Source organism: Aurantiacibacter flavus, assembly GCF_039710615.1.
Classification (GTDB): Bacteria; Pseudomonadota; Alphaproteobacteria; order Sphingomonadales; family Sphingomonadaceae; genus Alteraurantiacibacter; species Alteraurantiacibacter flavus.
The window spans coordinates 533,845-558,706 of sequence record NZ_JBDLBR010000001.1; the positions used below are offsets into that span (position 1 = coordinate 533,845).

A 24,862-nucleotide genomic window follows, 5' to 3' on the forward strand; every position below is an offset into this window, starting at 1 on the left:
GTTCGTCCTGAGGAGCGCGAAGACGAAGTCAGAGCGCGTCTCGAAGGTCTCGAAGGACCGGAAGGGCAGCAATCTCAGTCCGGCAGGTCGCCGTTCTCGGCCAGCACCTTGCCCGCGAGATAGAGCGAGCCGAAGATCAGCACCGTGCCTTCCTTCGTGGCAGGCAGGTATTCCAGCGCCTTCATGAAGTGCTCGGCGGTCGACACCTTCGGCACGCCTGCTTCGCGCGCCAGCTCTGCCAGCGTGTCGAGCGGAGCATGGTCGCTGCCGGGGATCGGCACGGCGGTGAGGCTCGCAAGGTGCGGGGCGATGATGCTGATGAAGCGCCGCGCGTCTTTTACCGCCATCATCGCCACCACGGCATCGACCGGCTGTTCGACCTTCTGCGAGAGGAACGTGGACAGCGCCTCGGCTGCATCGGGATTGTGGCCGCCGTCTAGCAGGAACAGCCGTTCGGGGTGCGCGGCAGTGACCGGCCCCGCGCCCAGCTTCTGCAACCGGGCGGGCCAATCGGCGCTGCGGATCCCCTCGGCCAAGGCCTCTTCGCTCACCGTGACCGGGCTCTGGTGCCGAATCATCGCCACGGCGAGCGCGGCATTATCGGCCTGATGCGCGCCGGGCATGGTGGGCAGGGGCAGGGTGAGTTCGCCCAGATAGTCGCGATAGGCGATGCCCGTATCGGAAATGTCGGCGAACCAGTCGCGACCGCGCATGGCGTGGGGAGCGCCTGCATCTTCGGCACTGCGGCTCACCTGCGCGGCGACATCGGGGGCATAGCCCTGCGTCACCAGCGGCACGCCCTCGCGCGCGATGCCTGCCTTCTCAAAGGCGATCCGTACCATCGGGTTGGCCTTCGGATCGGGCGCACCGGGTTCGTCATTCAGCAGGAAGGCCTCGTGATCGACGCCCAGCGTGTTCACCGCGCAGACGGCAGGCTTGTCCATCACATTGGTCGCATCGAGCCTGCCGCCAAGGCCGACCTCGATTACGCAGGCATCGGCCGGAATGCGGTGGAAGGCGAGGAAGGTAGCGACCGTCGTTACCTCGAAGAAGCTCGGGCCGAGGTCTTCGGAAATGTCGAGCACTTCGGCCAGCAGTTCGCCCAGCAGCCGGTCCTCGATCAGCTTGCCGGCGATGCGAATACGCTCGTTGTAGCGCACGAGGTGCGGCTTGGTGGCGGTGTGAACCACTAGCCCCTGAGCTTCGAGAATCGCGCGCAGATAGGCGCAGGTCGAGCCCTTGCCATTGGTGCCAGCGACGTGGAACACCGGCGGCAGATCGAGCTGCGGATTGCCCAGCCGTGCCAGCAGCTCCTTGACCACGTCGAGACCGATGCGGCCCTGCGGCAGGCTGAGCGCGGCAAGCCGGTCAAGCTGCGCCTGGACGAAGGCGTCCGAACTGGCGGCGAAATCTTTCACAAATTTTCTCCCTCACCTTCAGGGGAGGGATCGCAAGACTAGGCACCGCGCAGCGGAGCCTAGTCGCAGCAGGGAGGGGCTTACGGCCCCTGCGATCCGCTTCGCGGCTCGCCCCCACCCCTTGATCCCCTCCCCGGCGGGGAGGGGAGAAATGCGCATCACGCCGCTTTCCTCGGCGCGAGATAGTCGAGCAGCGTGGCCAGCGTCTTTTTCAGATCGGGCCGCCTCACCACCATATCGACCATGCCGTGCTTGTGCAGATACTCGGCACGCTGAAAGCCGTCGGGCAGCTGCTCGCGAATCGTTTCCTGTATCACCCGCTGCCCGGCAAAGCCGATGAGGGCATCAGGTTCGGCAATGTGCACGTCGCCCAGCATCGCATAGCTGGCGGTGACGCCGCCGGTGGTCGGATCGGTCAGCACCACGATGTAGGGCAGGCCCGCCTCTTTCAGGCGGCGCGTCATCACCGTGGCGCGCGGCATCTGCATCAGGCTGAGAATGCCCTCCTGCATGCGCGCACCGCCGGCCGCGGTGACGGCGATATAGGCGCACTTCGCCTTGAGCGCGGCCTCGGCGGCGTTGCAGAAGGCATCGCCCACCGCCATGCCCATCGAGCCGCCCATGAACGAGAAATCCTGCACGCCGACCACGGCCTTACGCCCGTCAATCGTGCCCTTGGCGGCGGTGAAGGCATCGGGGTGCGGACTTTTCGCGCGCGCCTGCTTGATGCGGTCGGTATATTTCTTGGTGTCGCGGAACTTGAGCGGATCTTCCGCCACCACCGGATCGGCGAGCAGTGTAAAGCCGGGATCAAACAATTGCGCCAGACGCGTATCGGCCCCGATGCGGCCGTGATAATCGCACTTCGGGCAGACTGAGAGGTTGGCCTCGTAGTCCTTGGTGAACAGCATGTCCTGACAACGCGGACACTTGATCCACAGGTTGTCGGGCGTGTCGCGCTTGCTCACGAAGGGAAGGCGATTGCGAACTCGGGTTAGCCAGCTCATGGTTCAGGCCTTTCGCGCGGAATGGACGGCTTTGGCAAGCCCTTCCACCAGCGCCTTGAGGTGCTGGGGGGCTTCAGGCCCGTGCTTTTCCACCAGATCGATGAAGGCCGAGCCGACCACCACGCCATCGGCGACCTTGGCGATTTCGGCAGCCTGCTCGGGCGTGCGCACGCCGAACCCGACCGCGACGGGCAGGTCGGTGTGCGTCTTGATGCGCTGCACGTTCTCCTCGATCGAGGCCATGGCGGCCTGTTGCTTGCCGGTGATCCCGGCGACCGAAACATAGTAGAGGAACCCGGAGGAGCCTTCGAGCACGGCGGGAATGCGCTTGTCGTCGGTGGTGGGCGTGGCGAGGCGGATCAGGCTGATGCCCTTTTCGCGCAGGGCGGGGCCGAGGTCCTGATCCTCTTCGGGGGCAAGGTCCACGCTGATGACGCCATCGACACCGGCCTTGGCTGTCTCGTCTGCGAACCATTCCGGTCCGCGGCGGATCATCGGGTTGGCATAGCCCATCAGCACCAGCGGGACCTCGGGGTGACGGGCGCGAAACTCGGTGGCGAGCCTGAGCACGTCGGCGGTCTTGGTGCCCTTGTTCAGCGCACGGATGTTCGCGGCCTGAATGGCGGGGCCGTCGGCCATCGGGTCGGTAAAGGGCATGCCCAGCTCGATCACGTCAGCGCCGCCCTCGACCAGCGCATCGAGATTTCCGGCGGTGTCGCCGTCGCCCGCCGTGATGAAGCAGACGAGCGCGGGGCCCTTGGCGAAGGTGGTTTGAAAGCGAGTGCTCACATCTCCACTCCCAGCGCTTCGGCAACGGTGAAGATGTCCTTGTCACCTCGCCCGCACAGGTTGGCGCAGATGATCGCGTCCTTGGGCATGGTCGGCGCGACCTTCACGATGGCGGCGATGGCATGGCTGGGTTCCAGCGCGGGGATGATGCCCTCGGTGCGGCAGAGCAGCTGGAAAGCATCCAGCGCCTCGGTATCGGTCGCGTGGGTATAGTCTACGCGGCCCGATTCCTTGAGCCAGGCGTGCTCCGGCCCGATGCCCGGATAGTCGAGACCTGCCGAAATCGAGTGGCCCTCGGTGATCTGGCCGTCCTCGTCCTGCAGCAGGTAGGTCTTGTTGCCATGAAGCACGCCGGGGAAGCCGCCCGCGAGCGAGGCCGCATGTTCGTCACCATCGAGCCCGTGGCCCGCCGCTTCCACGCCGAGCATTTTTACATCGGGATCGTCAAGGAACGGATGGAACAGCCCGATCGCGTTCGAGCCGCCGCCGATCGCTGCCACCAACAGGTCGGGCAGGCGCCCGGTGCGATCCAGCATCTGCTGACGCGCCTCGCGGCCGATAACGCTCTGGAAGTCGCGCACCAGCTCGGGATAGGGGTGCGGGCCAGCGGCTGTGCCGATGATGTAGAAGGTGTCATGCACATTCGCGACCCAGTCGCGCAGCGCTTCGTTCATCGCGTCCTTCAAGGTCGCGCGGCCCGAAGTCACCGGGACGACCTTGGCGCCCAGCAGCTTCATGCGGAACACGTTGGGCTGCTGCCGCTTAACGTCGGTCGCGCCCATGAAGATCGTGCAGGGCAGGCCGAACCGCGCGCAGACCGTGGCTGTGGCCACACCATGCTGGCCCGCCCCGGTTTCCGCGATGATGCGCGTCTTACCCATGCGCATGGCGAGCAGGATTTGCCCGATGCAATTGTTGATCTTGTGCGCGCCCGTGTGGTTCAGCTCGTCGCGCTTGAACCAGACCTGCGCGCCGCCGAGTTCCTCGGTGAGACGCGGCGCGAAGTAGAGCGGGCTGGGCCGACCGACATAGTGCTCCAGCAGGTCGTCGAACTCGGCCTTGAATTCGGGATCGGCCTTGGCCTTGCGATACTCGCGCTCGAGGTCGAGAATCAGCGGCATCAGCGTTTCGGCCACGTAGCGTCCGCCGAACTGGCCGAAGTGCCCGCGCTCGTCGGGCTGGTTCATATAGCTGTTAGGGGTATGTTCGCTCATGCCAGCGCGTTGGCAGAGCCTCCGCCCCTTGGCAAGATGCCGCTCGGCGTGAGTGTCAGCCGGGAAGCGCCGTCATGGCCGCGCGCGCGGCCTCGCAGAAGGCGGCGATCTTGTCCGGGTCCTTCACGCCGCGCTCGCTTTCCACACCCGAGGAGGCGTCGACCAGCGGCGCATGGGTCTGGCGGATCGCCTCGGCAACATTGCCCGCATCGAGCCCGCCCGCGAGACCCCATTCGGCCTCGTGGCGGAAGTTCCCCAACAGCCCCCAATCAAGCGCCAGCCCGTTGCCGCCGGGCAGCGCGCCAGCGGGCGCATCGTAAAGCAGGCGGTGGGCAAAGGGCTTGTAGCGCTGCGCCTGTTCGAGGCTTGCCTGATCCTTCACGCCGATGGCTTTCCAGATTTCGAGGTCGGAGTGCTCCTTGAGCACCTGCAGCCACTCGGGGGCTTCCTGTCCGTGCAATTGCAGAACGTCGGGCCGGATCGTCTGAATGATGTCGGAGGTTTGCGCCGGTTCCATGTTGACGGTCAGCAACACGGTTTTGACATGTGCTGGTACGCGATCGCGCAGATCGGCGGCGCGGGCGATGGAGAGATGGCGCGGGCTCGGCTTGAAATGCACGAAGCCGACGTGAGTCGCGCCCGCAGCGACGGCGGCGTCGATGGTCGCGGGCGTGGAGAGGCCACAAATTTTGATCAGAGGAGCTGCCATGGCCGGGCCTCTCTAGGCGCGCTAGAGCGTCGCTTCAATCTCGCGTGCGGCGGCAAGCGGGTCGGCGGCCTTGGAGATCGGGCGTCCGATTACCAGCACGCTCGCGCCATCGTCGCGTGCCTTGCGCGGAGTGACGGTGCGCTTCTGGTCGCCGCCAGCGCTGCCCGCCGGGCGCAGGCCCGGGACCACGAAGAAGCCGTGCTTCCACTGCTTGTGGACCGCGCCGACTTCCTGACCCGAGCAGACAATCCCATCTAGCCCGGCCGATTCGGCCAGCTCGGCCAAGCGCATCACATGATCGTGCGGGGTGCCCGCAACGCCGGTACGGGCGAGGTCGTTCTCGTCGAGGCTGGTGAGCATCGTCACCGCCACGACCTTGCAGTTCTCGCCCGCCGCTGCCTTTGCATCCTCCATCATCGCCCGCCCGCCCGAAGCGTGGACGGTGACGATCGCCGGTTCGAGCACATGGATCGACTGCATTGCCCCGGCGACGGTATTGGGAATGTCGTGCAGCTTGAGGTCGAGGAAGATCGGCAGCCCGCTGGCGTGCGCCACTTCCATCACCCCGTGGTGGCCGTGGGCATAGAAGAACTCCATCCCCAGCTTTACGCCGCCGATGTGGCTGCGGACCTTGCTGAGGAGGTCTTTCGCCGCGTCGAGCTGCGGCATGTCGAGTGCGAGGTAAACGGGGTTGCTCACGGCTATTCCGGCTTCGTGGAAGGAGGAGTGGGAATGGGCGACATCGGGTCGGCCCCAATAGGCGGTGTCGCCGGGATGTCGGCTTCTTCCGGGCTGACCGGCGTTGCGTCAACCGCGCTCGCAGCGGCAGGCTCGGCCTGAACGGGGGTGGTCTGCGCCACCCGCGCCGCGTTTTCGAGGCTCTGGATGCGGCGGCGCGCCTGCCACTTCGATGCGCGCAAGTAGAGCCACATCGGCACGAAGCCGATCAGGAACGAGATGATGACGATAGCCGGCACCTTGGTGTCGACCAGGATGCCCGGCCAGATGCGAACGGTCACATCGGTCCAGTTGGCGACCGAGAAGGCCACGAGGCCCGCGAGCAGCAAGGCCCAGGCGATTGTGCGCAAAATCTGCATCATACCTCCTCAATCCGCCCGCAAGGCTAGCCAATGCGCCGCCCCTTGGGAAGAGCGCCGATCAGCCGCCGAATACGCGATCGAAAATCGTGTCGACATGCTTGAAGTGATAGGCAAGGTCGAACTTCTCCTCGAGCTGTTCCTCGGTCAGCGCCGCGCTCACCTCGGGATCGGCCTTCAGCAGGTCGAGCAGCGAGAGCTGGCCATCCGATTCCCACACCTTCATCGCGTTGCGCTGCACGAGGCGATAGCTCTCGTCGCGGCTGAGGCCAGCCTGCGTCAGCGCCAGAAGCACACGCTGGGAGTGGACGAGGCCGCCCATCCGGTCGAGGTTCTTCTGCATCCGTTCGGGATAGACCAGCAGCTTGTCGATCACCCCGGTGAGGCGCGCGAGCGCGAAGTCCAGCGTGATGGTGGCGTCGGGGCCGATGAAGCGCTCGACCGACGAGTGCGAGATATCGCGCTCGTGCCACAGGGCGACGTTCTCCATGGCGGGCAGGGCATAAGAGCGGATCATGCGCGCCTGCCCGGTGAGGTTCTCGGTCAGCACCGGGTTGCGCTTGTGCGGCATGGCCGAGGAGCCCTTCTGGCCGGGCGAGAAATATTCCTCCGCTTCGAGCACTTCGGTGCGTTGCAGGTGGCGCACCTCCACCGCGATGCGCTCGATCGAGCTGGCGATCACGGCCAGCGTGGAGAAGTACATCGCATGGCGGTCGCGCGGGATCACCTGGGTCGAGACCGGCTCGATCTCCAGCCCCATCTGCTCGGCGACATAGACTTCGACGCTCGGATCGACATTGGCAAAGGTGCCGACCGCGCCCGAAATGGCGCAGGTGGCGATTTCCGTGCGGGCCGCGATCAGGCGGGCCTTGGCGCGGGAGAACTCGGCATAGGCTTCGGCAAGCTTGAGGCCGAAGGTCACCGGCTCAGCATGAATGCCGTGGCTGCGGCCGATGGTGGGGGTGTACTTGTGCTCCTGCGCGCGGCGCTTGATGGCGGCGAGCAGCTCGTCGAGGTCGGCCAGCAGGAGATCGCTGGCACGGGCGAGCTGCACATTGAGCGTGGAGTCGAGCACGTCGGAGCTTGTCATGCCCTGATGCATGAAGCGCGCCTCGGGGCCGACTTGCTCTGCCACCCAGTCGAGGAAGGCGATCACGTCGTGCTTGAGCACGGCTTCCTTGGCGTCGATGGCGGCAACGTCGATCTTCGGGTTCGTTGCCCACCAGTCCCATAGCGCCTTGCCGGCGCTTTCCGGCACCACGCCCAGCTCGCCCATCTTGACCGCGGCGTGGGCCTCGATCTCGAACCAGATGCGATAGCGCATCTCGGGCTCCCAGATCGCGGTCATGGCGGGGCGGGCGTAGCGGGGGACCATTGGTGTGCTCCAGTATGGCGGGAAATTCTGTCGGCGCGGCTAGGGCGTGGGGCGCACAATGACAAGAGGCGAGCGCGCCTGATTGTCTATAGCAACCCCTTCGCACGCAGCGAAACATAGCCCTCGCGGCCCACGATCACATGGTCGTGGACCGTGATGTTCACCAGCCGTCCAGCTTCGGCAATGCGGCGGGTGATGTCGATATCGGCCTTGCTCGGCTCGGGATTGCCCGAGGGGTGGTTGTGGACGAGAATCACCGCCGCCGCCCCGCGCGTGATCGCGGTGCCGACCACCTCGCGCGGGTGAAGGCTGGCCTCGTTGATGGTGCCATCATGCACATGCTGGTCGAGGATCAGCCGGTTACGGGTGTCGAGATAGAGCGCCCGCACACGCTCCACATTGAGGTGCGCCATATCGATGGCAAGATAGTCGATCAGCGCCTGCCAGCTTCCGAGCACCGGCTTTTGCGATACCTCAGAGCGCGCCATCCGCCGTGCCGCCACGCTGGCGATGCGGATCATCGCGGCGCTGGCCTCGCTCACCCCTTTGACTTCGCACAGCGCCGCCGGCTCGGCATTCATCACGCCTGCGAGCGAGCCGAACTTGGCAAGCAAGGCCTTGGCCTGCGGCTTGGTGTCACCGCGCGCGAGCGCGCCAAACAGCAGATATTCGAGCACCTCGTAGTCGGCCAGAGCCTCCGGCCCGCCATGGAGCAGGCGCGCGCGTAGCCTTGCGCGGTGGCCCGATCCGGCATGGGCGACGGGCTGGCTCTCGGTGTCGGGCCGGTCGGGCAAAGGCTTCCCCCTGATTTGCCTGAGCCTTCCCATTGCCTTTGCGCGCATCCTCGCGCAAGTGTGCGCGCGATGGCGCAGGATGCGGATATCTCAGATGCTCCGGCGCGACCGGCCCGCAAGGGGCTTACCTTCGGCAATGTGATCCGCGCGGTCGTGCTGCTGGGAGTGGGCGGCGCGGTCTGGGCATGGGCCACGCGCGAGGAAATCGCTTACGACATCATTGCGGACGAGCTGAACAGTCGCGGGATCGAGGCCGAATACAAGGTCGAGCAAATCTCCGCCTACCGGCAGGTGTTGACCGATATCGTGATCGGTGATCCCGACCGGCCCGACGTGACGATCGAGCGGGTGGAAATCATTATCCAGCCAAGGCTCGGCCTTCCGGGATTGCAGGAAGTTCGGCTCCTGCGCCCGCGCGTGTTCGGCCGAATCGCCGATGGGCGACTCAGCCTTGGAGCGCTGGATGAGCTGCTTTACACCGGTGGCGACGAGCCCTTCGCACTGCCCGACCTGGCGCTGAGCATCGACGATGGCCGCGCGCTGATCGAGAGTGACTATGGCCGAATCGGGGCAAAGATGCGCGGGGCGGGCAATCTGTCCGATGGGTTCACTGGCGAACTGGCCGTTGTCGCACCGACTCTCACCATGGCCGATTGTTCTGCCCAAGGGGCGAGCCTGTTCGGCGCGGTGAGCGTCGATGGCGGCAAGCCGCATTTCGCCGGACCGTTGCGATTCGACACGCTGGCTTGCGGCGAAACTCTATCTCTGGCCGAAGGCGGGGTGGAACTCGACGTGCTTGCAGCCAGCGACCTCGCTGTCGTCTCGGGCCGCGCAAGTGTCGCCGTAGGGGCCGGGCAGGCACCGGGCGCCAGGACTGCCGCGATAAAGGGTAACAGTTCGTTTTCGTGGCGCGAGGGACTGCTCACTGCGGACTATCGCCTCGAAGCGCGCGACCTTGTCACCAGCGAGGGGCGCTTCGCCAGGTTCGAAGCCGATGGCCTTGTCCGCGCCCGCGAGAACTTTGCGCGGCTTGAGGGCGAGGGCACGATTGAGGGCTCAGGCCTGCAACCCGGCGCGCGGACGGGCATGCTGCTTGCCGAGGCGGAGCGCAGCGTGGAGGGCACACTGCTCGCCCCGCTGATTGAGCGGGCCAACGGCGCGCTTTCGTCCGAACTGCGCGGGGCGCGCCTGTTGGCCGACTTCTCCTTCCGCCAGAATGCCGAGCGGCTGTCGCTGGTCGTGCCGCAGGCCGAGCTGCGCGGTCGGTCGGGCGATATCGTGCTCGGCCTGTCGCGCGCGCAGTTTGCAATGGAGGGCGAGGGGCTGCCGCGCTTTGACGGCAATTTCCTCACCGGCGGCGCGGGTCTGCCACGCATCAGCGGACGGATGGAGCAGGCACCGGGCGAGCCCCTGTCTCTGCGGCTTTCGATGGCGGACTATGCGGCGGGCGATGCGCGCCTCGCAATCCCGGCGCTGCGGATGACGCAGGCGCGCAATGGCACGATCAGCTTTGCGGGGCGCGCCTTTTCCTCGGGCGCAGTGCCCGGCGGTTCGGTGCGCGGGGCCGAGGTGCCGATCGAGGGAACCTACAGCTCGAGCGGAAATCTTGCCTTATGGCGTGGTTGCCAGACCTTCAGGGTGGAGGGACTGATACTCGGAGATATCGCCTTCGGGCGCGAACAGGTCGAGCTGTGCCCGCAAGGGCAGCAACCGCTGCTGCGGTATGGAGCGCAGGGATTGCGCTTTGCCGCGCGCACCGCGCCGCTCGACTACAGGGCGCGCATGGGTGGTGCGCCGCTGCACCTTGCCACCGGGGCGCTGGAGGTAAGCTGGCCGGGCACGCTCAGCACCGATGCCGCGCTGCTCGAACTGGGCGAAGGCGAAGACGTGGTTCGGCTGGCCTTGGGCAAGCTCGATGCGCGGCTGCAGCAGGACGACATCGGTGGAACCTTCGCCGAGGCCGCACCCTATCTGCCCGCCGTTCCGCTCGATATTGCGCAAGGGGCGGGTACCTGGCGCTACGCCGATGGCGTGCTGGCGCTTTCCGACATCGCACTCCGGCTGGAAGACCGTGCCGCGCCCGACCGGTTCGAACCGCTGGAGGCGCAATCGGCCGAGCTCTCGCTCGAAGGCGGCGTGATTCGCGCCCGTGCGCTCTTGCGTGAACCCGATAGCAAGGTGGCGGTGACGCGCGTTACGCTCGCGCACGATCTGTCGACCGGGGCCGGTCATGCCGATCTGGCAATCGACGGCATAACCTTTGACAGCAAGTTCCAGCCGCAGGATCTTTCACTGCTTGCGCTTGGTGTGGTCGCCAATGTCGAGGGCACAGTCACAGGCACCGGGCGCGTCGATTGGGATGCCGATGGCGTCACCAGCTCAGGCCGATTCTCTTCGGACAGCCTCGACCTTGCCGCCGCCTTCGGACCGGTCAAATATGCGCGCGGTGAGATCGTCTTCACCGACCTGCTCGGGCTTACCACGGCCCCCAATCAGAAAGTCAAAGTCGGCACGATCAACCCTGGCATCGAGATCTACGACGGCGAGCTGACCTATCAGCTCGTGAACGGCGAGCGGCTCGATATCGGAGGCGGAGAGTGGCCGCTGCTTGGGGGAACGCTCACGCTGCGCCCGCTGACGATGAACATCGGACAGAGCGAGAGCCGAACTTACACTGTTGTTATTGAGGGACTTGAGGCCAACCGTTTCATCGAGCGCATGGAGCTGAACAATCTTGCTGCCACGGGCACGTTCGACGGGGTGATCCCGATCGTGTTCGATGAAGACGGTAACGGCTTTCTCGAAGGCGGCGAGCTGACCTCGCGCCCGCCGGGCGGCAATCTCGCCTATGTCGGGCAGCTTACCTACGAAGATCTTTCTTTCGTCGGTAACCTCGCATTCCAGACCCTGCGCGACCTCAAGTTCGATGAGGCCGAAATTCTGCTCGACGGGCCGCTGGCGGGCGAGCTGGTCACGCGCGTCAGGTTCGAGGGCATTGGGCAGGGCGAAGCGGCGCAGAAAAACATCATCTCGCGCACCCTCGCCCGTCTGCCGCTTGAGCTGCGGCTCAATATCCGCGCGCCGTTCTACCAGCTCATTTCCAGCACCCGCTCGCTTTACGACCCGTCGTCGCTGCGCGATCCGCGCGGGCTCGGACTGATCGGCGAGAGAGGCGAGGTGCTGCGCGAGCAGATCGACCAGGATGCCGTCGATGAACGCGATGCCGAGGCCGAACGCGCAGCCGAGGAAGAACGCAACCGCCAGCGTGGCGATGAACCCACCATTCAGCCATCCGAAAGCGAGGATGCCCTATGACAAATGTCAAATTGACCACGCCCGCGCTTCGCGCCCATAAGCTGCCCGAAACGGGGAGAGATATGGGAACGAAAGCGGGCCGGGCGATAATGATGGGGGTAACATTGCTTGGTCCTGCCTTGTTGGCAGGCTGCATCAAGCTTGAAGCCCCGTCCGAGCCGATCGTGATCGAGCTCAACATCAATATCACCCAGGAAGTGATTTACCGGCTGGCGGAAGACGCTGGCAACACGCTGGATGAGAATGCCGATATTTTCTGATGGCATGATTTTCTGAGGCGGATGCGAGGGAGCGAACGATGATTAAGAGCGCAAAGAACCGGATTTGGCTTGCCAGTGGCGTTGCCGCCCTGATCGGCCTCGGCCTGGTGACGGCTCCGGCGCTCGCCCAGCGCGACCCGGCCTATGCCGCGGCGCGCGCCGCCGGGCAGGTGGGCGAGAAGATGGATGGTTACCTTGGCGTGGTCGGCTCGGGCAATGCCCAGCTGCGCGCCATGGTGGACGACATCAACATCCGTCGCCGTGCCGTCTATGCCGAGCAGGCCCAGGCAAAGGGCGCGACGCTGGAGGAATATGCCTTCACCGCCGGCTGCCTTGCCATCGCGCGGACCGAGCCGGGCGAAATGTATGTCGCCTATTCGACCGGCGAGTGGACCGAACGCACGGCCTCTTCGCCCGATCGCGATCCGCGCTGTCCGTGATGGGCGCGGCGGCTGCGGACATCCATGCTGCACTGCTGCACCTGCGGTTGACTCGCCAGTGACCCCCGCCTAAGGGGCACACGCCTTTGGCGGGCAGTATTGCAAGCAAGTGCCTATCCCATGTAGGGAAATGGCATGAGCGACAAGAAATCCGCCCGGGAATCAATCGGTGAAGATGCGCGGATCGACGCGCTCGAGAAGCGGCTTGCAGCCGCGCGCGAGCGGGAAGATCAGCGCAACAAGCCGGTCGTGCAAGGAGCAGGCGATGGCGAGAATCTCGGCAATCGCGTGCTTTCCTATTTGCTCGGGGGGATTCTCGGTGGTGCGCTGGTGGGCTGGACGATTGACCAGTTGGCCGGAACTGCACCATGGGGCCTGTTGGTGATGCTATTCCTTGGAATAGTCGTCGGCTTCAGAAGCATTATCCGGATAACCAGCAAGCGCCCCTGAAGCTTTCGTATTTGGGGCGTTTGTTGCACTAGTTAGAGGCGAGAAGAGAGACGTGGCCGCAGACACCGCCAAAGTCGATCCGATGCACCAGTTCGCTATCGAGCCGCTGTTTGGCTCCGACTGGACTATTGCAGGACACAATATCGCCTTCACCAATTCCGCCTTGTGGATGTTGATTGCGGGCATTTGCCTGTGGATCTTCATGATCGGCGGCATGAAGCGCGCAGTGGTGCCCGGTCGCTGGCAGATGGCGGTCGAGACGATGACCGGCTTCATCGACGACCTGCTCGAGGCGAACATGGGCAAGGAAGGGCGCAAATATGTGCCTTATGTCTTCACGCTGTTCATGTTTATCCTGTTTGCGAACCTGCTGGGCCTGATCCCGCTCCCGCTCGCGATGGCAGGCGTCCACGCCTTCACCTTCACCAGCCACTTCACCGTTACCGGCGTGCTCGCGATCATGACCTTCGCGATCGTGCTGACGGTCGGCTTCTGGAAGCACGGACTGCACTTCTTCAGCCTGTTTGTTCCGCATGGCACGCCCACGCTGATGATTCCGCTGATCTTCGTGATCGAGCTGATCAGCTTCCTGTTCCGCCCCTTCAGCCTCGGCCTGCGTCTGTTCGTGGCCATGATGAGCGGGCACGTGCTGCTCGAAGTGCTCTCCAGCTTCGTGATCGACGCCGCCAACGCCGGCCCCGGCTACGGCGTGCTGATCGGCGGCCCCAGCTTCATCCTGATGATTGCCATCTGCGCGCTCGAACTGCTCGTCGCCGGCATCCAGGCTTATGTTTTCGCACTGCTCACGTCGCTTTACATCAACGACGCCGAGCACCTGCACTAACTCCGCAAGTTACCTGTTTATCAAGTTCTAAAGGAAGGGTTTTATCATGGATGCAGAAGCTGCAAAGCTGTTGGGTGCCGGTCTCGCGGCGATTGGTGCCGGTATGGCTGCACTGGGCGTGGGCAACGTCTTCGCCTCGTTCCTCGAAAGCGCGCTGCGCAACCCCGGCGCGGCTGACGGCCAGCAGGGTCGCCTGTTCATCGGCTTCGCGGCCGCAGAGCTTCTCGGCCTGCTGTCGTTCGTCGTCGCGATGATCCTGATCTTCGTCGCCTGATTTTGGCTGGGCCGGGCGCGCCGCTGGCGCCTCCGGCCTGACCGATCAAGCGTAGCTCACCAGACCATAGCCGGAATCCGTCCATGCCTCAGATAGCCCAGATGTCCGAGACCTTCGCCAGCCAGTTGTTCTGGCTGTTGCTGGTGTTCGGCATCCTGTTCTTCGTGATCGGCAAGGGCATGGTGCCCAAGGTGATGGATACGGTGGGCCTGCGCGACAAGCAGATCGCCGACGACCTCGGTGCGGCTCAGGCTGCGCGTGATGCCGCCGACGCCGAGGAAGAGGCCTGGCGTGCCCGCGAGAATGCCAACCGCGCTTCGGCGCAGGCGCTTGTGGGTGAGGCCAAGGCCAAGGCTCAGGCCACCACCGAAGCGCGATTGGCCGAGGTGCAGGCCGGGATCGACGCCCGCCTGGCAGAGGCCGAAGCCCGCATTGCCGCCTCGCGCGATGCGGCGGCCGGTGAAATCGAAGCCGTGGCTGCTGATGCGGCCAAGGATATCGTTTCGCGCTTTGCAGGCGTGAACGTGGATCAGACTGCCGCCCTTGGTGCGGTGAAGAAGGCAATGGCCCATGGCTAATCCCGAAGCTCCTCAGGTCTTCGAGACCGAAAGCCCAGAAGTGTTCGAGGCCGAGGCCCACGGCGAGCATGTCGAGCATGTCGAACCGATGGCGCTCGGGTTGACGCCAGGCGGCTGGGTTGGCCTGGCGATGTTGGTGTTCCTGCTCGTGCTCGTCTGGAAGGGCGTGCACAAGGTGATCGGCGGCGGGCTCGATGCCAAGATTGCCGCGATCAAGGCGAACCTCGACGAGGCCAAGCAACTGCGGGCCGAGGCCGAGGCACTGCGGGCCGAATATTCGGCCAAGATAGCAGGGGCTGAAAAGGACGCCGAGGCAATGCTCGAAGGCGCGCGGCAGGAAGCCGAAGCGATTGTCGCCAAGGCCGAGGCCGACACGGCGGCGACCATGGCCCGTCGCGAACAGATGGCGACCGACAAGATCGCCGCCGCCGAGCGTCAGGCCATCGAAGAGCTGAAGGCGCGCGCCGCCGATGCTTCGACCAAGGCTGCCGCGAGCCTCATCGCCGAGGGCCATGATGCGGAGGCGGACAAGGCGCTGGCCGACAAGGCGATTGCCGCGATCTGACCTGCATCAGCTTTGCCTTACACAAGAAGACCCTCGCTTCGGCGGGGGTTTTTCTTTTGCGCTTTGCCTTGCCGCGTCCCGGTGGCTAGCCCATCTCGTCATCTTCACAACCGGGAGAGAACGAGATGAAGATTGCGGTACTGGGAGCAAGCGGCAAGGGCGGCTCGGAGATTGCCAAGGAAGCGGCCTCGCGCGGGCACGAAGTGCTCGGCCTGTCACGCCACCCCGAGAACATTCCGGCGGCTGACGGTATCACTGCCAAGGAATGCGACGCCGAGAACGCAGAGGCGCTGGCCGAAGCGATCAGGGGCGTCGATGCGGTGATCAGCGCGCTTCACTTCAACGTTACCGCCGAGCATCTGCTGGGCGCGGTCAAGGCCGCGGGCGTTCCGCGCCTGCTGGTTATGGGCGGCGCGGCCAGTCTCAAGAACGCCGACGGTGTGCGGCTCTACGATTCGCCCGAGTTCCCCGAGAACATCAAGCCGTTCGTGATCGGAGGCATTCACTTCCTCGATAGTCTGCGGGAGGAGCAGGAGGTTGACTGGACCTTCTTCTCGCCCGCCATGCTGATCTTCGTTGGCGAGCGTCAGGGCCCCGGTAGCTTCCGCCTCGGCACCGACCAGCTCGTGGTCGATGACAACGGAGAGAGCAAGATCAGCTATGCCGACTATGCCATCGCCATGATCGACGAGCTGGAAGCGCATAATCATAGCCGATCGCGCTTCACCGTAGGCTATTGAGTCCGACATGCGCGGGTGATGAAGGCTGACTTGGCTTGCTGGTAATCCTCTCGCCGCTCGACCCCACCGGCGAGGATTGCCAGCTTGAGCGCGGCATAGTCTGCGCTCAGCGTCGGATCGGCGCGCAAGCGGTCGCGAAAGGCGAGGTGCTTGGCAATCTCGGTCGCGCCCAAGGCGAAGACGTGCAGATGATGCGACCTATTGCCCGCCGCGTCGCGCTTTTCGAAGAAGCGGCGTCCGGGAATGCCATTTTCCCCGCGCGCGAGGTAGCCGAGGTCAGCCAGTGCCGGAGCGCAGGCATCGATAGCGGCGAGATCCTGGGCCTCACCAAGCATGTCGATCACCGGCTTGGCTACCAGGCCCGGCACTGAAGTGCTGCCGATGTGATGCAGGGCGCAGAGAGCATCGGCCAAGGCCTCCGATAGGCGTTTGGCCTCAGCCGTATAGGCGGAGGGCCAATGCGGATCGTAAGGCGCGAGTTCGACGGCCTCGCTCAGAACGAGTCCTTCGCTGCCCTGATCGCGGCGAAGGTCTCGTCTGGTCTCTCACCACCCCAGCGGGCCTGCATGTCGGGATCGTCGGCGCGCAGGAAGGGGTTCGTTTCCAGTTCGCGTGCCAGCGGGAAGGGCACCGTCGGCTTGCCCGCCGCGCGCTTGGCCTCGATTTCGCGAGCGTAGTCCATCAGCGCATCGTTGCCGGGGTCGGCGTGGAGCGCGAAGGCCGCATTGGCCTTGGTGTACTCGTGCGCGCAGCAGATGGTGGTGTCGGCGGGCAGGGCGCGCAGCCGTTCAAGGCTGGCCCAGAACTGTTCGGGCGTTCCCTCGAACATCCGCCCGCAGCCCAGCGCGAACAGCGAATCGCCGACGAAGGCGAGCCCCGCCTCGGGCAGGTGGTAGGCGATATGGCCCTTGGTATGGCCACCCACGTCGATGACCTGCGCTGTGTTGTCGCCCAGCGTCTCGCTGTCTCCGCCCGCAAGCACCACATCGAGCGGGAACTTGGCCGCCACCTCCTGTGGGCCGTAGATCGTACACCCGGTTGCGGCCTTGATCGCTTCGTTGCCGCCCGCGTGGTCGGCATGCCAGTGGGTGTTCCAGATCTGGGTGATGCGCCAGCCCTTCGCCTCGGCCTCGCGCAGGTAGGTGTCGGCATCGGGAGTGTCGATGCAGGTCGTCTCGCCGCTGGCGCTGTCGTGCAGCAGATATCCGTAGTTGTCGGATAGGCAGGGGAACTGGTGGAGTTCGAGTGTCATTTGCCGTCGGATCCTCTTGCGAAGGTGGGGGTGCCGTCTGGTAAACTGACCCATGAGTGGCGATGCTGTTCCCACACCGCGCGCACCGGGGCGGGGAAGCTGGGCTCGGCAAAAGCGCCTACAGGCACCCCGATCAGCGCTGGGGCCTTTTCGAGCAGGACATAGACGGTGCTGCCGCAGTGCGGGCAGAAGCCGTTGGTAAGCGCCGTCCCGCTGTAGGAGCCGCGCCGGTATTCGCGCGCCTCGGCTGATACGGTGACAGCCTCCTTGGCGAAGTAGGCGATGACGCCGAAGGGCGAGCCGCTGCGCCTCTGGCAGTCGTCGCAATGGCACAGCACCGGTGTGGGCTGCGCATCGTCGGAAACCGAGGCCTGAAGAGCGCCGCATTGGCAGTGGGCTAGCATGGCCCCAGTCTAGGCCGGTCGCCCGATGTAGGAAAGGCCCGCCTGCCATGGGGCAAGCGGGCCTTCCTGAAGGTCAAAGGACGCCCGACCGGATGGCCGGGTGCACCCCTAATTAGTCGTTCTTCTTCAGCGCGGCGCCGAGGATGTCGCCCAGCGAGGCGCCCGAATCGGCCGAACCGAACTGTGCCACAGCTTCCTTCTCTTCGGCGATCTGCAGCGCCTTGATCGAGAAGTTGGGCTTCTTCGAACGGTCGAAACCGGTGACCATGGCGTCGACCTTCTGGCCGGCCTGGAAACGGTCGGGACGCTGCTCGTCGCGGTCGCGGCCGAGGTCCGAGCGCTTGATGAAGCCGGTCGCACCGTCTTCGCCAACCTGCACTTCGAGGCCGCCATCGCGGACTTCCAGCACGGTCACGGTCACGGTCTCGCCGCGACGCAGGCTCGAGCTGTCGCCCACGCCTTCAGCCGAAGGTGCGCCCTTCTCGAGCTGCTTCATGCCGAGGCTGATGCGCTCCTTGTCGACGTCGACGTCGAGCACCACGGCCTGGACCTCTTCGCCCTTGCGGTGCAGCGCCAGCGCGTCTTCGCCCGAGATGCCCCAGGCGATGTCCGACATGTGGACCATGCCGTCCACGTCGCCGGGCAGGCCGATGAACAGGCCGAACTCGGTGGCGTTCTTGACTTCGCCGGTAACGGTCGAGCCGACCGGGTGAGCCTCGGCGAACTCTTCCCAAGGGTTGCGTTGGGCCTGCTTGAGGCCGAGCGAGATGCGACGCTTCTCGCTGTCGACTTCGAGCACCATGACGTCGACTTCCTGCGAGGTCGAGACGATCTTGCCGGGGTGGACGTTCTTCTTGGTCCAGCTCATTTCCGAAACGTGGACCAGGCCTTCGATGCCCGGCTCCAGCTCCACGAAGGCACCGTATTCGGTGATGTTGGTGACCTGGCCGGTGATCTTGGCACCGATCGGGTACTTGGCGCCAACGCCTTCCCACGGATCGCTCTCAAGCTGCTTCATGCCGAGGCTGATGCGCTGGGTGTCGGCGTTGATGCGGATGATCTGGACGGTCACGGTCTGGCCGATCTCGATCACCTCGCTCGGGTGGTTGACGCGCTTGTAGCTCATGTCGGTGACGTGGAGCAGGCCGTCGATGCCGCCCAGATCCACGAAGGCGCCATAATCGGTGATGTTCTTGACCACACCGTCGACGACCTGGCCCTCGGCCAGCTTGTCGATCAGTTCGCTGCGCTGTTCGGCGCGGGTCTCTTCCAGGACGGCGCGACGCGACACGACGATGTTGCCGCGGCGGCGGTCCATCTTGAGGATCTGGAACGGCTGCTGCATGTCCATCAGCGGGGTGACGTCGCGCACGGGGCGGATGTCGACCTGCGAGCCGGGCAGGAAGGCCACGGCGCCGTCTAGATCGACGGTGAAGCCGCCCTTCACGCGGCCGAAGATGCGGCCATCGACGCGCTTGCCTTCGCCGAACTCGCTTTCCAGCTTGTCCCAAGCGGCTTCGCGGCGGGCGCGGTCGCGCGACAGCATGGCTTCGCCGTCAGCGTTCTCGACACGGTCAACGAAGACTTCGACTTCCGAGCCGACGCTCAGGCCGTGGTCGTCTTCGCCACGTTCGAATTCCTTGAGGGCGACGCGGCCTTCGCTCTTGAGGCCGACATCGATGAGGGCCATGCCGTTTTCGATGTTGGTGACGGTGCCCTTGACGACGCGGCCTTCGAAGCCGCCCTCGGCGCCGCCGAGCTGTTCGTCGAGCATTGCCGCGAAATCGTCGCGGGTGGGGTTGGCGCTGGATGCCATAGTGGAGTCTATCCTGTTCACATTTGCTACCGGCCACCGGTTTTACCGGGGTCTTTACCCGTCTCCCGCACCATTGCGGGGCAAACGGGGCAAGAGGGCCGTTTCCGCACAGGGCCGGATGCCTTGCGCGGGTCCTTCGAAGCGAAAGCCTTTCGGAACGAGCGCGCGCCTAGGCGAAACGGGCGCAAAAGGCAAGTGAATTGGGTGGGCGGTGGTTAAGGTGTTACAGGTGTGACAGGGTCCTGAGCGGAAAAACCTTGGTCCATTCGCGCCACGGTTTCAGGCGGTGTCGGGAAGGTGAAGCGGTGTTCGTTCATGACGGGCGCTTCCTGCCAGCCACCTGGCCTTGTAGGAAAGCTTCATGACAAGCCATGCCCCCCTGGTAGAAGCTCTCTCACGCTATCGGCAATACCATCGCGACCGGCGCAATGTCGCGACCCATGCGCTGGGCATCCCGCTGATCGTGCTGGCGGTGGAGATACTGCTGTCGCGCCCGGTCTGGGAGCTGCCCGGCTTCACGCTGACCCCGGCGGTGATCGCCACTGCGGCGGCAGCGCTGTACTATCTCAAGCTCGACAGGCTGCTCGGTGGGGCGCTGGCGCTGGTGCTTGTGGGTATGGCACGGCTGGGGCTGGAGATCGCGCAGATGGAGACTGCCTTGTGGCTCGGCAGCGGGATCACCCTGTTCGTGGTGGGCTGGGCGTTGCAGTTCCTCGGCCACCATTTCGAGGGTCGCAAACCGGCCTTCGTCGACGACCTGCGATCGCTATTGGCGGGGCCGCTGTTCGTGACTGCCGAGGCGGCGTTTGCGCTGGGCCTGTGCGGGGAACTTAAGGCTGAGATTGAGCGGAAAGGATAAGAGTTGCGAGCAGGTGCCTGTCTGTAGGCGTGTCTGAATCCGAGAATTCAGGTTGGGGCGCTTGTATGGCAGGGATTAGGGTGGAAAGCTGCCGTTAGCTATCCAGCTTTCCAACGATAGATCAGATAGCCGTTCAACATCCCGATAGCACCAGCGAATGCGAGAGAAGCAATGACTAGAGAGCCCTTTTTCTTTCGCTGAGCGTTCTTTGCCGATCGGAAATCAATAGCTGCAAAAAGCAGCGAAACGAAGAAAATCAGGCCGCCAACCGCCATGTGCCACCTAGCGACCAAAACGACCAGCGCGTCGGGCCAGAGCTGAAAAATCCAATCGTAGACTGCGGTCATGGGAGCCTTATGGTTGAGAGGCAAGCAGGCACAAGATCAAAAACGACCAAAGTCCGTAACCGGGTCGTTTCCTGCCAGACTGCTATTGGATAGCTAGATGCTTAAGCAGACACACCGCTTGAGAAGCGGTTGGATGGCTGCAATCATGGCCGTTAGAGCGCGTTGAAACGTAATATGGGCGTGCAGGCCGATAACAGCCCGTCTTATTCCCGAAGCCAGTCGGCCATAAGCTCGCCCCTATGCCCCTCGGGTGCCAGCGCGGCGCGCAGGGCCTTCAGCATCGGCGGCAGCGCCTGTGTGAAGGCATAGGGCGGGTTGACTATGAACAGGCCCGCGCCGTTGTAAATGCCGGGCTGTTCTTCGTCGTACAGCCAATGCTCGACCGACAGGAATTTCGGGATGCCGAGCTTGCCGAGCTGCTCCTTCCATCGCGCGTGCGTGGCGCGCTCTTTGAGCGGATACCAGATCACCGTCACGCCGTGCGCCCACTTGCGATGAGCCGCTGCGAGGGTGGTGGTGATCCGGGCGCGCTCGTCGGTCTGCTCATACGGCGGGTCGACCACCACCACGCCGCGCGGCGTTCGGGTCGGCAGCAGCGCCAGCCATAACTCGTAGGCGTCGCGCTGATGCACGGCGGCGGGCGTGCCGCGCATTGCGTCGCGCAGGGCATGGGCATCCTCGGGGTGTTTTTCGTTGAGGATCAGGAAATCCTGCGTGCGCAGGAGCTGCACCATAACCTGCGGCGAACCGGGGTAAAGGCGCGGTTCGTCCCCGTGGCCCGACTCCTCATTCACCGCCTTAACGGCGGCGCGATAGTCGTCGAGCAAGGGATCGGTGTCGGCAAAGGCCCGCAGCACGCCCTGCGCCGCTTCGCCGGTGCGTTGGGCCTGATCGCCGAGAAGGTCGTAAAGCCCGCATCCGGCGTGGGTGTCGATCAGGGTCAGCGCGCTTTGCTTGAGCTGCAGGGCCCGGATGAGCGCGATCAGCAAGCTGTGCTTGACGACATCGGCGCTGTTGCCGGCATGGAAAGAGTGGCGATAATTCATGGCGCTTCACTATCTTGTTGGTCTGCGCTTGCACCGGCACCATGCCCTCGTGGCTCAAGCGCAGGGCGTCTGCCCGGTGGCCTCGTTGACGGCGGCGATGGCGGCGGCAATCGAGGCCTCCTTGTCGAGCGTGCTAGTGTCGATCACCACGGCTCCTTCCGCCGCGCGCAAGGGCGCATCCTCGCGTTGCCGATCGCGCATGTCGCGCCGGGCGATCTGGGCCTCGATTTCGTCGAGCGAGATTTCGATCTCGCGGCCCGTCATTTCCAGCCAGCGGCGTTTGGCCCGCGCAGTCACGCTGGCGGTGATGAACAGCTTTACCTCGGCCTCGGGTGCGATCACCGTGCCGATGTCGCGCCCGTCGAGCACCGCTCCGCCCGGTTGCGTGGCAAAGGCGCGCTGGCGCTCGAACAGCGCCGCGCGCACCGCTGGATGCACCGAGACGCGGCTCGCCAGCCCTCCGACCTCCTCGCTGCGCAGCTCGGGTTCGTCGAGCAGTTCGTCAGCGAAGCCGGTGGCGGCGAGCGCGTCCTCGGGGTTCTCGGCATCGCCGCCGTTCCGCGACACCTGATAGCCGACCGCGCGATAGAGCAGGCCGGTGTCGAGATGCGGCAGGCCGAAGTGCGCGGCCAGCGCTTTGGACACGGTGCCCTTGCCCGAAGCGGTCGGGCCGTCGACGGCGATGATCATGCGCCTCTCTCCTTGCGAACGGCCTTGGTGAGGCCCCTGATGGCGATGGCGGCCCAGAAGCCTTCGAGCACGAGGCTGGGCCAGTTGGTGTGCCTGACCAGCGACACCGTCAGCAGCGCCGCCCCGGCCAGGTTGGTGCCGTGGACCACAAACGGGTTGGGCGCATTGCTGGCAGTCAAATAGAAATAGGCGGCGATGATGCAGGCGGTGCCGACAAAGCCAACATAGGCATAGGCGTCGAGCGCGTTCACGCCGCAGCCTCTTCCAGCAGCGCCATGAAGGTCGGGAAGCTGGTGGCGATTGGTGAGGTGTCGTCAAGCATCACGCCATTGCGCGAGGCGAGGCCTGCCACGGCCATGCTCATCGCGATGCGGTGGTCGAGATGCGTGGTTACCTGTGCGCCTTCTTCTGTTCCGGGGAGCGGATCGCCGCCAGTGCCGTGGATGGTGAGGCCGTCCTCCGCCTCCTCCACCTGCGCGCCTGCCAGCGTCAGCGCCGTGGCCATGGTCGAGAGGCGGTCGCTTTCCTTCACGCGCAGTTCGTCGAGGCCGCTGGTGCGGGTGGTGCCCTTGGCCAGCGCGGCGGCGACGAACAGCACGGGGAACTCGTCGATCATGCTTGGGGCGACCGCCGGGTCGACTTTGATCCCGGTGAGCGCGGAGTGACGCACACGCAGGTCCGCCACCGGCTCGCCGCCGACATCGCGCCGGTTCAGTTCTTCGACGGAGCCGCCCATCTCCCGCAGCACGCCGAGCAGCGCCGCGCGGGTGGGGTTAAGGCCGACATTCTCGATAATCAGGTCGCTGCCCTCGGTCAGCAGTGCGGCGACCACGAAGAAGGCGGCGGACGAGGGATCGCCTGGCACCTCGATGGTCTGCGGCTTAAGCGTCGCCTCGCCGTGAATTTCGATCACGCGCTCTCCGTCCACTTCCTCGACGCTGAGTTCGGCGCCGAAGCCACGCAGCATGCGCTCGGAGTGGTCGCGCGTCATCACCGGCTCGATCACGCGGGTGATCCCGGCGGTGTTGAGCCCGGCCAGCAGCACCGCGCTCTTCACCTGCGCGCTGGCGACGGGCAGGCGGTATTCGATCGGCACGGCAGGGCAGGCGCCTTGAAGCCGCAAGGGCAGGGTGCCGCCGGGCGAGGCCTCGAACTGCGCGCCCATCTGCGAGAGCGGCTCGATCACGCGGCCCATCGGGCGCTTCGACAGGCTGGCATCGCCCGTGAACACGGCGGAAATGGCGTGGCTGGCGACCACGCCCATCAGCAGCCGGGTGGAGGTGCCCGAATTGCCCATTTCCAGTGCCGCCTCGGGTTGCAGCAGCGAGCCGACGCCGACACCGTGAATGCTCCACGTGCCGCTATCCTCGCGCACGATGTTGGCGCCCATCGCGCGCATGGCGGCGGCGGTGGCGAGCACGTCCTCGCCTTCGAGCAGGCCAGTGACGCGGGTTTCGCCCACAGCGAGCGCGCCGAGCATCAGCGAGCGGTGGCTGATCGACTTGTCGCCGGGAACGCGGATCGCGCCGGTAAGCGGGCCGGACATGGTGAAACGGTGCGGGTTCGGAGTGGTAGAGCTTGAAATGGTGGTGATCCTGCACAAATGACGGCGAATTGCGCGCCGCTTTGACAGTGGCATGGGCCTATGGCAAGGCGCTGCGCCAATGATTCCCGAGCTGGTATTGCCAGCCAGGAACATGTCACCTGATTACCCCGACCCGGCTTCTCTTTTGTCCGGGCGAGACTAAGGACACTTTGATGGTCAAGCCAGAATGGGGCTCCAAGCGCACCTGCCCCAAGTGCGGTGAACGCTTCTACGATCTGGGCAAGGAAGACCCGGTAACCTGCATCGAATGCGGCAACGAATGGACGCCTGAGCCGGTGCTCAAGTCCAAGCAGCCGATTCCGTTCGAGGAAGAGAAGAAGGTCGAGGGCAAGGAAGCCGATTCGGATCTCAGCGGTGACGATGACGATCTCGAAGATATCGACGAGGACGACGATTCGCCCGACAACGACGTCGACCTCGGCGGCGATGACGATCTCGGCGTTGCCACTGCCGACGACGAGAAGGAAGAGGATACGTAAGTTTTTCGCTCACGCATCCGTGTGAGCATCCTCGCTGCTGTTCCCGAGCCCCCGTCAAGTCCGGGGTGCGGGGCAGCTGCGGGCGGGCGTCGCCCTTGCGAAGCCACATGGCTTCATAGTAAAAGCACGATGTGAAATTCATGCTTGCGCAATCGGCAGTACCCTACTAGAGGGCTGCCTCCCGGACGCGGAAAGCGGCCGGAAAATGAATGGAACGGGGCCTTAGCTCAGCTGGGAGAGCGCAACACTGGCAGTGTTGAGGTCAGCGGTTCGATCCCGCTAGGCTCCACCATTCCCGGATATGTCGATATCCGGCCATTATCGGGCTGCAAACGGCAGCTTTCTGCGCTTCCGGCGCTCACGGGCAGAAGCCCGCTCCGCTCCGGTTCTCGAAAGCCACCATTTTCGCCTCGATCCTGACCGGATCTCAACATACCCGATTGCATTGGGTTCATAGGGGTTCGCCCCACGCTGGCCGACGAGGTTTCGTCCGC

The 24,862-nt window shown here is 64.8% G+C and carries 29 protein-coding genes and 1 tRNA gene; 12 read left to right on the forward strand and 18 right to left on the reverse strand.

What is annotated here, in order from left to right; translation table 11 throughout:
* Positions 1 to 74: 74 nt before the first annotated feature.
* From ABDJ38_RS02470 to radC, 9 genes are all read right to left on the reverse strand, one after another.
* Positions 75 to 1,418 (reverse strand): bifunctional folylpolyglutamate synthase/dihydrofolate synthase, encoded by a 1,344-nt coding sequence (locus ABDJ38_RS02470; RefSeq protein WP_346783493.1) that lies wholly within the window; start codon positions 1,416 to 1,418, stop codon positions 75 to 77.
* A gap of 158 nt (positions 1,419 to 1,576) precedes the next feature.
* Positions 1,577 to 2,425, reverse strand: a complete 849-nt coding sequence (gene accD / locus ABDJ38_RS02475; RefSeq protein ID WP_346783494.1) for an acetyl-CoA carboxylase, carboxyltransferase subunit beta — start codon at positions 2,423 to 2,425, stop codon at positions 1,577 to 1,579.
* A 3-nt stretch (positions 2,426 to 2,428) separates the two neighbouring features.
* The gene (trpA, locus tag ABDJ38_RS02480) at positions 2,429 to 3,214 is read right to left on the reverse strand and encodes a tryptophan synthase subunit alpha (protein WP_346783495.1); all 786 of its coding nucleotides are present in this window, start codon (positions 3,212 to 3,214) and stop codon (positions 2,429 to 2,431) included.
* Positions 3,211 to 4,428 (reverse strand): tryptophan synthase subunit beta, encoded by a 1,218-nt coding sequence (gene trpB / locus ABDJ38_RS02485; RefSeq protein WP_346783496.1) that lies wholly within the window; start codon positions 4,426 to 4,428, stop codon positions 3,211 to 3,213. Before trpB ends, trpA begins: the two co-directional genes overlap by 4 nt.
* 55 nt (positions 4,429 to 4,483) lie before the next feature.
* A complete protein-coding gene (locus tag ABDJ38_RS02490) occupies positions 4,484 to 5,137 on the reverse strand; it encodes a phosphoribosylanthranilate isomerase (protein ID WP_346783497.1) in 654 nt (217 codons plus the stop codon).
* A gap of 21 nt (positions 5,138 to 5,158) precedes the next feature.
* A complete protein-coding gene (gene pyrF / locus ABDJ38_RS02495) occupies positions 5,159 to 5,836 on the reverse strand; it encodes an orotidine-5'-phosphate decarboxylase (RefSeq protein WP_346783498.1) in 678 nt (225 codons plus the stop codon).
* 2 nt (positions 5,837 to 5,838) lie between these two features.
* Positions 5,839 to 6,234, reverse strand: a complete 396-nt coding sequence (locus tag ABDJ38_RS02500; protein ID WP_346783499.1) for a lipopolysaccharide assembly protein LapA domain-containing protein — start codon at positions 6,232 to 6,234, stop codon at positions 5,839 to 5,841.
* Between the two features lie 61 nt (positions 6,235 to 6,295).
* A complete protein-coding gene (gene purB / locus ABDJ38_RS02505; protein ID WP_346783500.1) occupies positions 6,296 to 7,609 on the reverse strand; it encodes an adenylosuccinate lyase in 1,314 nt (437 codons plus the stop codon).
* 86 nt (positions 7,610 to 7,695) lie between these two features.
* Positions 7,696 to 8,403, reverse strand: coding sequence for a RadC family protein (gene radC / locus ABDJ38_RS02510; protein ID WP_346783501.1), 708 nt, complete (start codon positions 8,401 to 8,403; stop codon positions 7,696 to 7,698).
* 69 nt (positions 8,404 to 8,472) lie between these two features.
* On the opposite strand from radC, the gene ABDJ38_RS02515 reads away from it, so the two are divergent.
* The 9 genes from ABDJ38_RS02515 (at position 8,473) to ABDJ38_RS02555 (ending at position 15,869) form a co-directional block, all read left to right on the forward strand.
* A complete protein-coding gene (locus ABDJ38_RS02515; RefSeq protein WP_346783502.1) occupies positions 8,473 to 11,718 on the forward strand; it encodes an intermembrane phospholipid transport protein YdbH family protein in 3,246 nt (1,081 codons plus the stop codon).
* A gap of 11 nt (positions 11,719 to 11,729) precedes the next feature.
* Complete coding sequence (locus tag ABDJ38_RS02520; protein WP_346783503.1) at positions 11,730 to 11,978, forward strand: YnbE family lipoprotein; 249 nt, start codon at positions 11,730 to 11,732, stop codon at positions 11,976 to 11,978.
* 38 nt (positions 11,979 to 12,016) lie between these two features.
* On the forward strand, positions 12,017 to 12,418 hold the full coding sequence (locus tag ABDJ38_RS02525; protein WP_346783504.1) for a YdbL family probable chaperone protein: 402 nt from the start codon (positions 12,017 to 12,019) through the stop codon (positions 12,416 to 12,418).
* Positions 12,419 to 12,553: 135 nt separating this feature from the next.
* Positions 12,554 to 12,868: an AtpZ/AtpI family protein gene (locus ABDJ38_RS02530; protein ID WP_137679469.1), complete on the forward strand. Its 315-nt coding sequence runs from the start codon at positions 12,554 to 12,556 to the stop codon at positions 12,866 to 12,868.
* A gap of 52 nt (positions 12,869 to 12,920) precedes the next feature.
* Positions 12,921 to 13,712, forward strand: a complete 792-nt coding sequence (locus tag ABDJ38_RS02535; RefSeq protein WP_346783505.1) for a F0F1 ATP synthase subunit A — start codon at positions 12,921 to 12,923, stop codon at positions 13,710 to 13,712.
* A 46-nt stretch (positions 13,713 to 13,758) separates the two neighbouring features.
* Complete coding sequence (locus ABDJ38_RS02540; RefSeq protein ID WP_119592349.1) at positions 13,759 to 13,986, forward strand: F0F1 ATP synthase subunit C; 228 nt, start codon at positions 13,759 to 13,761, stop codon at positions 13,984 to 13,986.
* Between the two features lie 83 nt (positions 13,987 to 14,069).
* Positions 14,070 to 14,564, forward strand: a complete 495-nt coding sequence (locus ABDJ38_RS02545; RefSeq protein WP_346783506.1) for a F0F1 ATP synthase subunit B family protein — start codon at positions 14,070 to 14,072, stop codon at positions 14,562 to 14,564.
* Positions 14,557 to 15,129, forward strand: coding sequence for a F0F1 ATP synthase subunit B family protein (locus tag ABDJ38_RS02550; RefSeq protein WP_346783507.1), 573 nt, complete (start codon positions 14,557 to 14,559; stop codon positions 15,127 to 15,129). Before ABDJ38_RS02545 ends, ABDJ38_RS02550 begins: the two co-directional genes overlap by 8 nt.
* Before the next feature lie 125 nt (positions 15,130 to 15,254).
* Complete coding sequence (locus ABDJ38_RS02555; RefSeq protein ID WP_346783508.1) at positions 15,255 to 15,869, forward strand: NAD(P)-dependent oxidoreductase; 615 nt, start codon at positions 15,255 to 15,257, stop codon at positions 15,867 to 15,869.
* Here the strand turns inward: ABDJ38_RS02555 and ABDJ38_RS02560 are convergent.
* The 4 genes from ABDJ38_RS02560 to rpsA form a co-directional block, all read right to left on the reverse strand.
* Positions 15,863 to 16,366 carry a GrpB family protein gene (locus ABDJ38_RS02560; protein ID WP_346783911.1) on the reverse strand — a complete coding sequence of 168 codons (504 nt, stop codon included), beginning with the start codon at positions 16,364 to 16,366 and terminating at the stop codon, positions 15,863 to 15,865. The genes ABDJ38_RS02555 and ABDJ38_RS02560 overlap by 7 nt on opposite strands.
* Positions 16,363 to 17,121, reverse strand: coding sequence for a hydroxyacylglutathione hydrolase (gloB, locus tag ABDJ38_RS02565; RefSeq protein ID WP_346783509.1), 759 nt, complete (start codon positions 17,119 to 17,121; stop codon positions 16,363 to 16,365). Before gloB ends, ABDJ38_RS02560 begins: the two co-directional genes overlap by 4 nt.
* Complete coding sequence (locus ABDJ38_RS02570) at positions 17,118 to 17,525, reverse strand: GFA family protein (RefSeq protein WP_346783510.1); 408 nt, start codon at positions 17,523 to 17,525, stop codon at positions 17,118 to 17,120. Before ABDJ38_RS02570 ends, gloB begins: the two co-directional genes overlap by 4 nt.
* 112 nt (positions 17,526 to 17,637) lie before the next feature.
* The gene (gene rpsA / locus ABDJ38_RS02575) at positions 17,638 to 19,341 is read right to left on the reverse strand and encodes a 30S ribosomal protein S1 (RefSeq protein ID WP_346783511.1); all 1,704 of its coding nucleotides are present in this window, start codon (positions 19,339 to 19,341) and stop codon (positions 17,638 to 17,640) included.
* A gap of 361 nt (positions 19,342 to 19,702) precedes the next feature.
* Here rpsA and ABDJ38_RS02580 point away from each other — a divergent pair, with 361 nt between their 5' ends.
* Positions 19,703 to 20,200: an Mpo1 family 2-hydroxy fatty acid dioxygenase gene (locus ABDJ38_RS02580; protein ID WP_346783512.1), complete on the forward strand. Its 498-nt coding sequence runs from the start codon at positions 19,703 to 19,705 to the stop codon at positions 20,198 to 20,200.
* A gap of 98 nt (positions 20,201 to 20,298) precedes the next feature.
* Here the strand turns inward: ABDJ38_RS02580 and ABDJ38_RS02585 are convergent, their stop codons facing one another.
* The 5 genes from ABDJ38_RS02585 to aroA all read right to left on the reverse strand — a co-directional run bounded on the left by ABDJ38_RS02585 (position 20,299) and on the right by aroA (position 23,829).
* Positions 20,299 to 20,547, reverse strand: a complete 249-nt coding sequence (locus tag ABDJ38_RS02585; protein WP_346783513.1) for a hypothetical protein — start codon at positions 20,545 to 20,547, stop codon at positions 20,299 to 20,301.
* A 203-nt stretch (positions 20,548 to 20,750) separates the two neighbouring features.
* Complete coding sequence (locus ABDJ38_RS02590) at positions 20,751 to 21,593, reverse strand: 23S rRNA (adenine(2030)-N(6))-methyltransferase RlmJ (protein ID WP_346783514.1); 843 nt, start codon at positions 21,591 to 21,593, stop codon at positions 20,751 to 20,753.
* Positions 21,594 to 21,647: 54 nt separating this feature from the next.
* Complete coding sequence (gene cmk, locus ABDJ38_RS02595) at positions 21,648 to 22,283, reverse strand: (d)CMP kinase (protein ID WP_346783515.1); 636 nt, start codon at positions 22,281 to 22,283, stop codon at positions 21,648 to 21,650.
* On the reverse strand, positions 22,280 to 22,534 hold the full coding sequence (locus tag ABDJ38_RS02600) for a CBU_0592 family membrane protein (protein WP_346783516.1): 255 nt from the start codon (positions 22,532 to 22,534) through the stop codon (positions 22,280 to 22,282). The genes cmk and ABDJ38_RS02600 overlap by 4 nt, the downstream gene beginning before the upstream one ends.
* The gene (gene aroA, locus ABDJ38_RS02605) at positions 22,531 to 23,829 is read right to left on the reverse strand and encodes a 3-phosphoshikimate 1-carboxyvinyltransferase (protein WP_346783517.1); all 1,299 of its coding nucleotides are present in this window, start codon (positions 23,827 to 23,829) and stop codon (positions 22,531 to 22,533) included. Before aroA ends, ABDJ38_RS02600 begins: the two co-directional genes overlap by 4 nt.
* A gap of 212 nt (positions 23,830 to 24,041) precedes the next feature.
* Between aroA and ABDJ38_RS02610 the strand changes: the two genes are divergently transcribed.
* Together ABDJ38_RS02610 and ABDJ38_RS02615 are read left to right on the forward strand one after the other, a co-directional pair.
* Positions 24,042 to 24,368, forward strand: coding sequence for a TIGR02300 family protein (locus ABDJ38_RS02610; protein WP_346783518.1), 327 nt, complete (start codon positions 24,042 to 24,044; stop codon positions 24,366 to 24,368).
* A 216-nt stretch (positions 24,369 to 24,584) separates the two neighbouring features.
* Positions 24,585 to 24,660: transfer RNA gene (locus tag ABDJ38_RS02615), tRNA-Ala, on the forward strand.
* Positions 24,661 to 24,862: the final 202 nt, after the last annotated feature.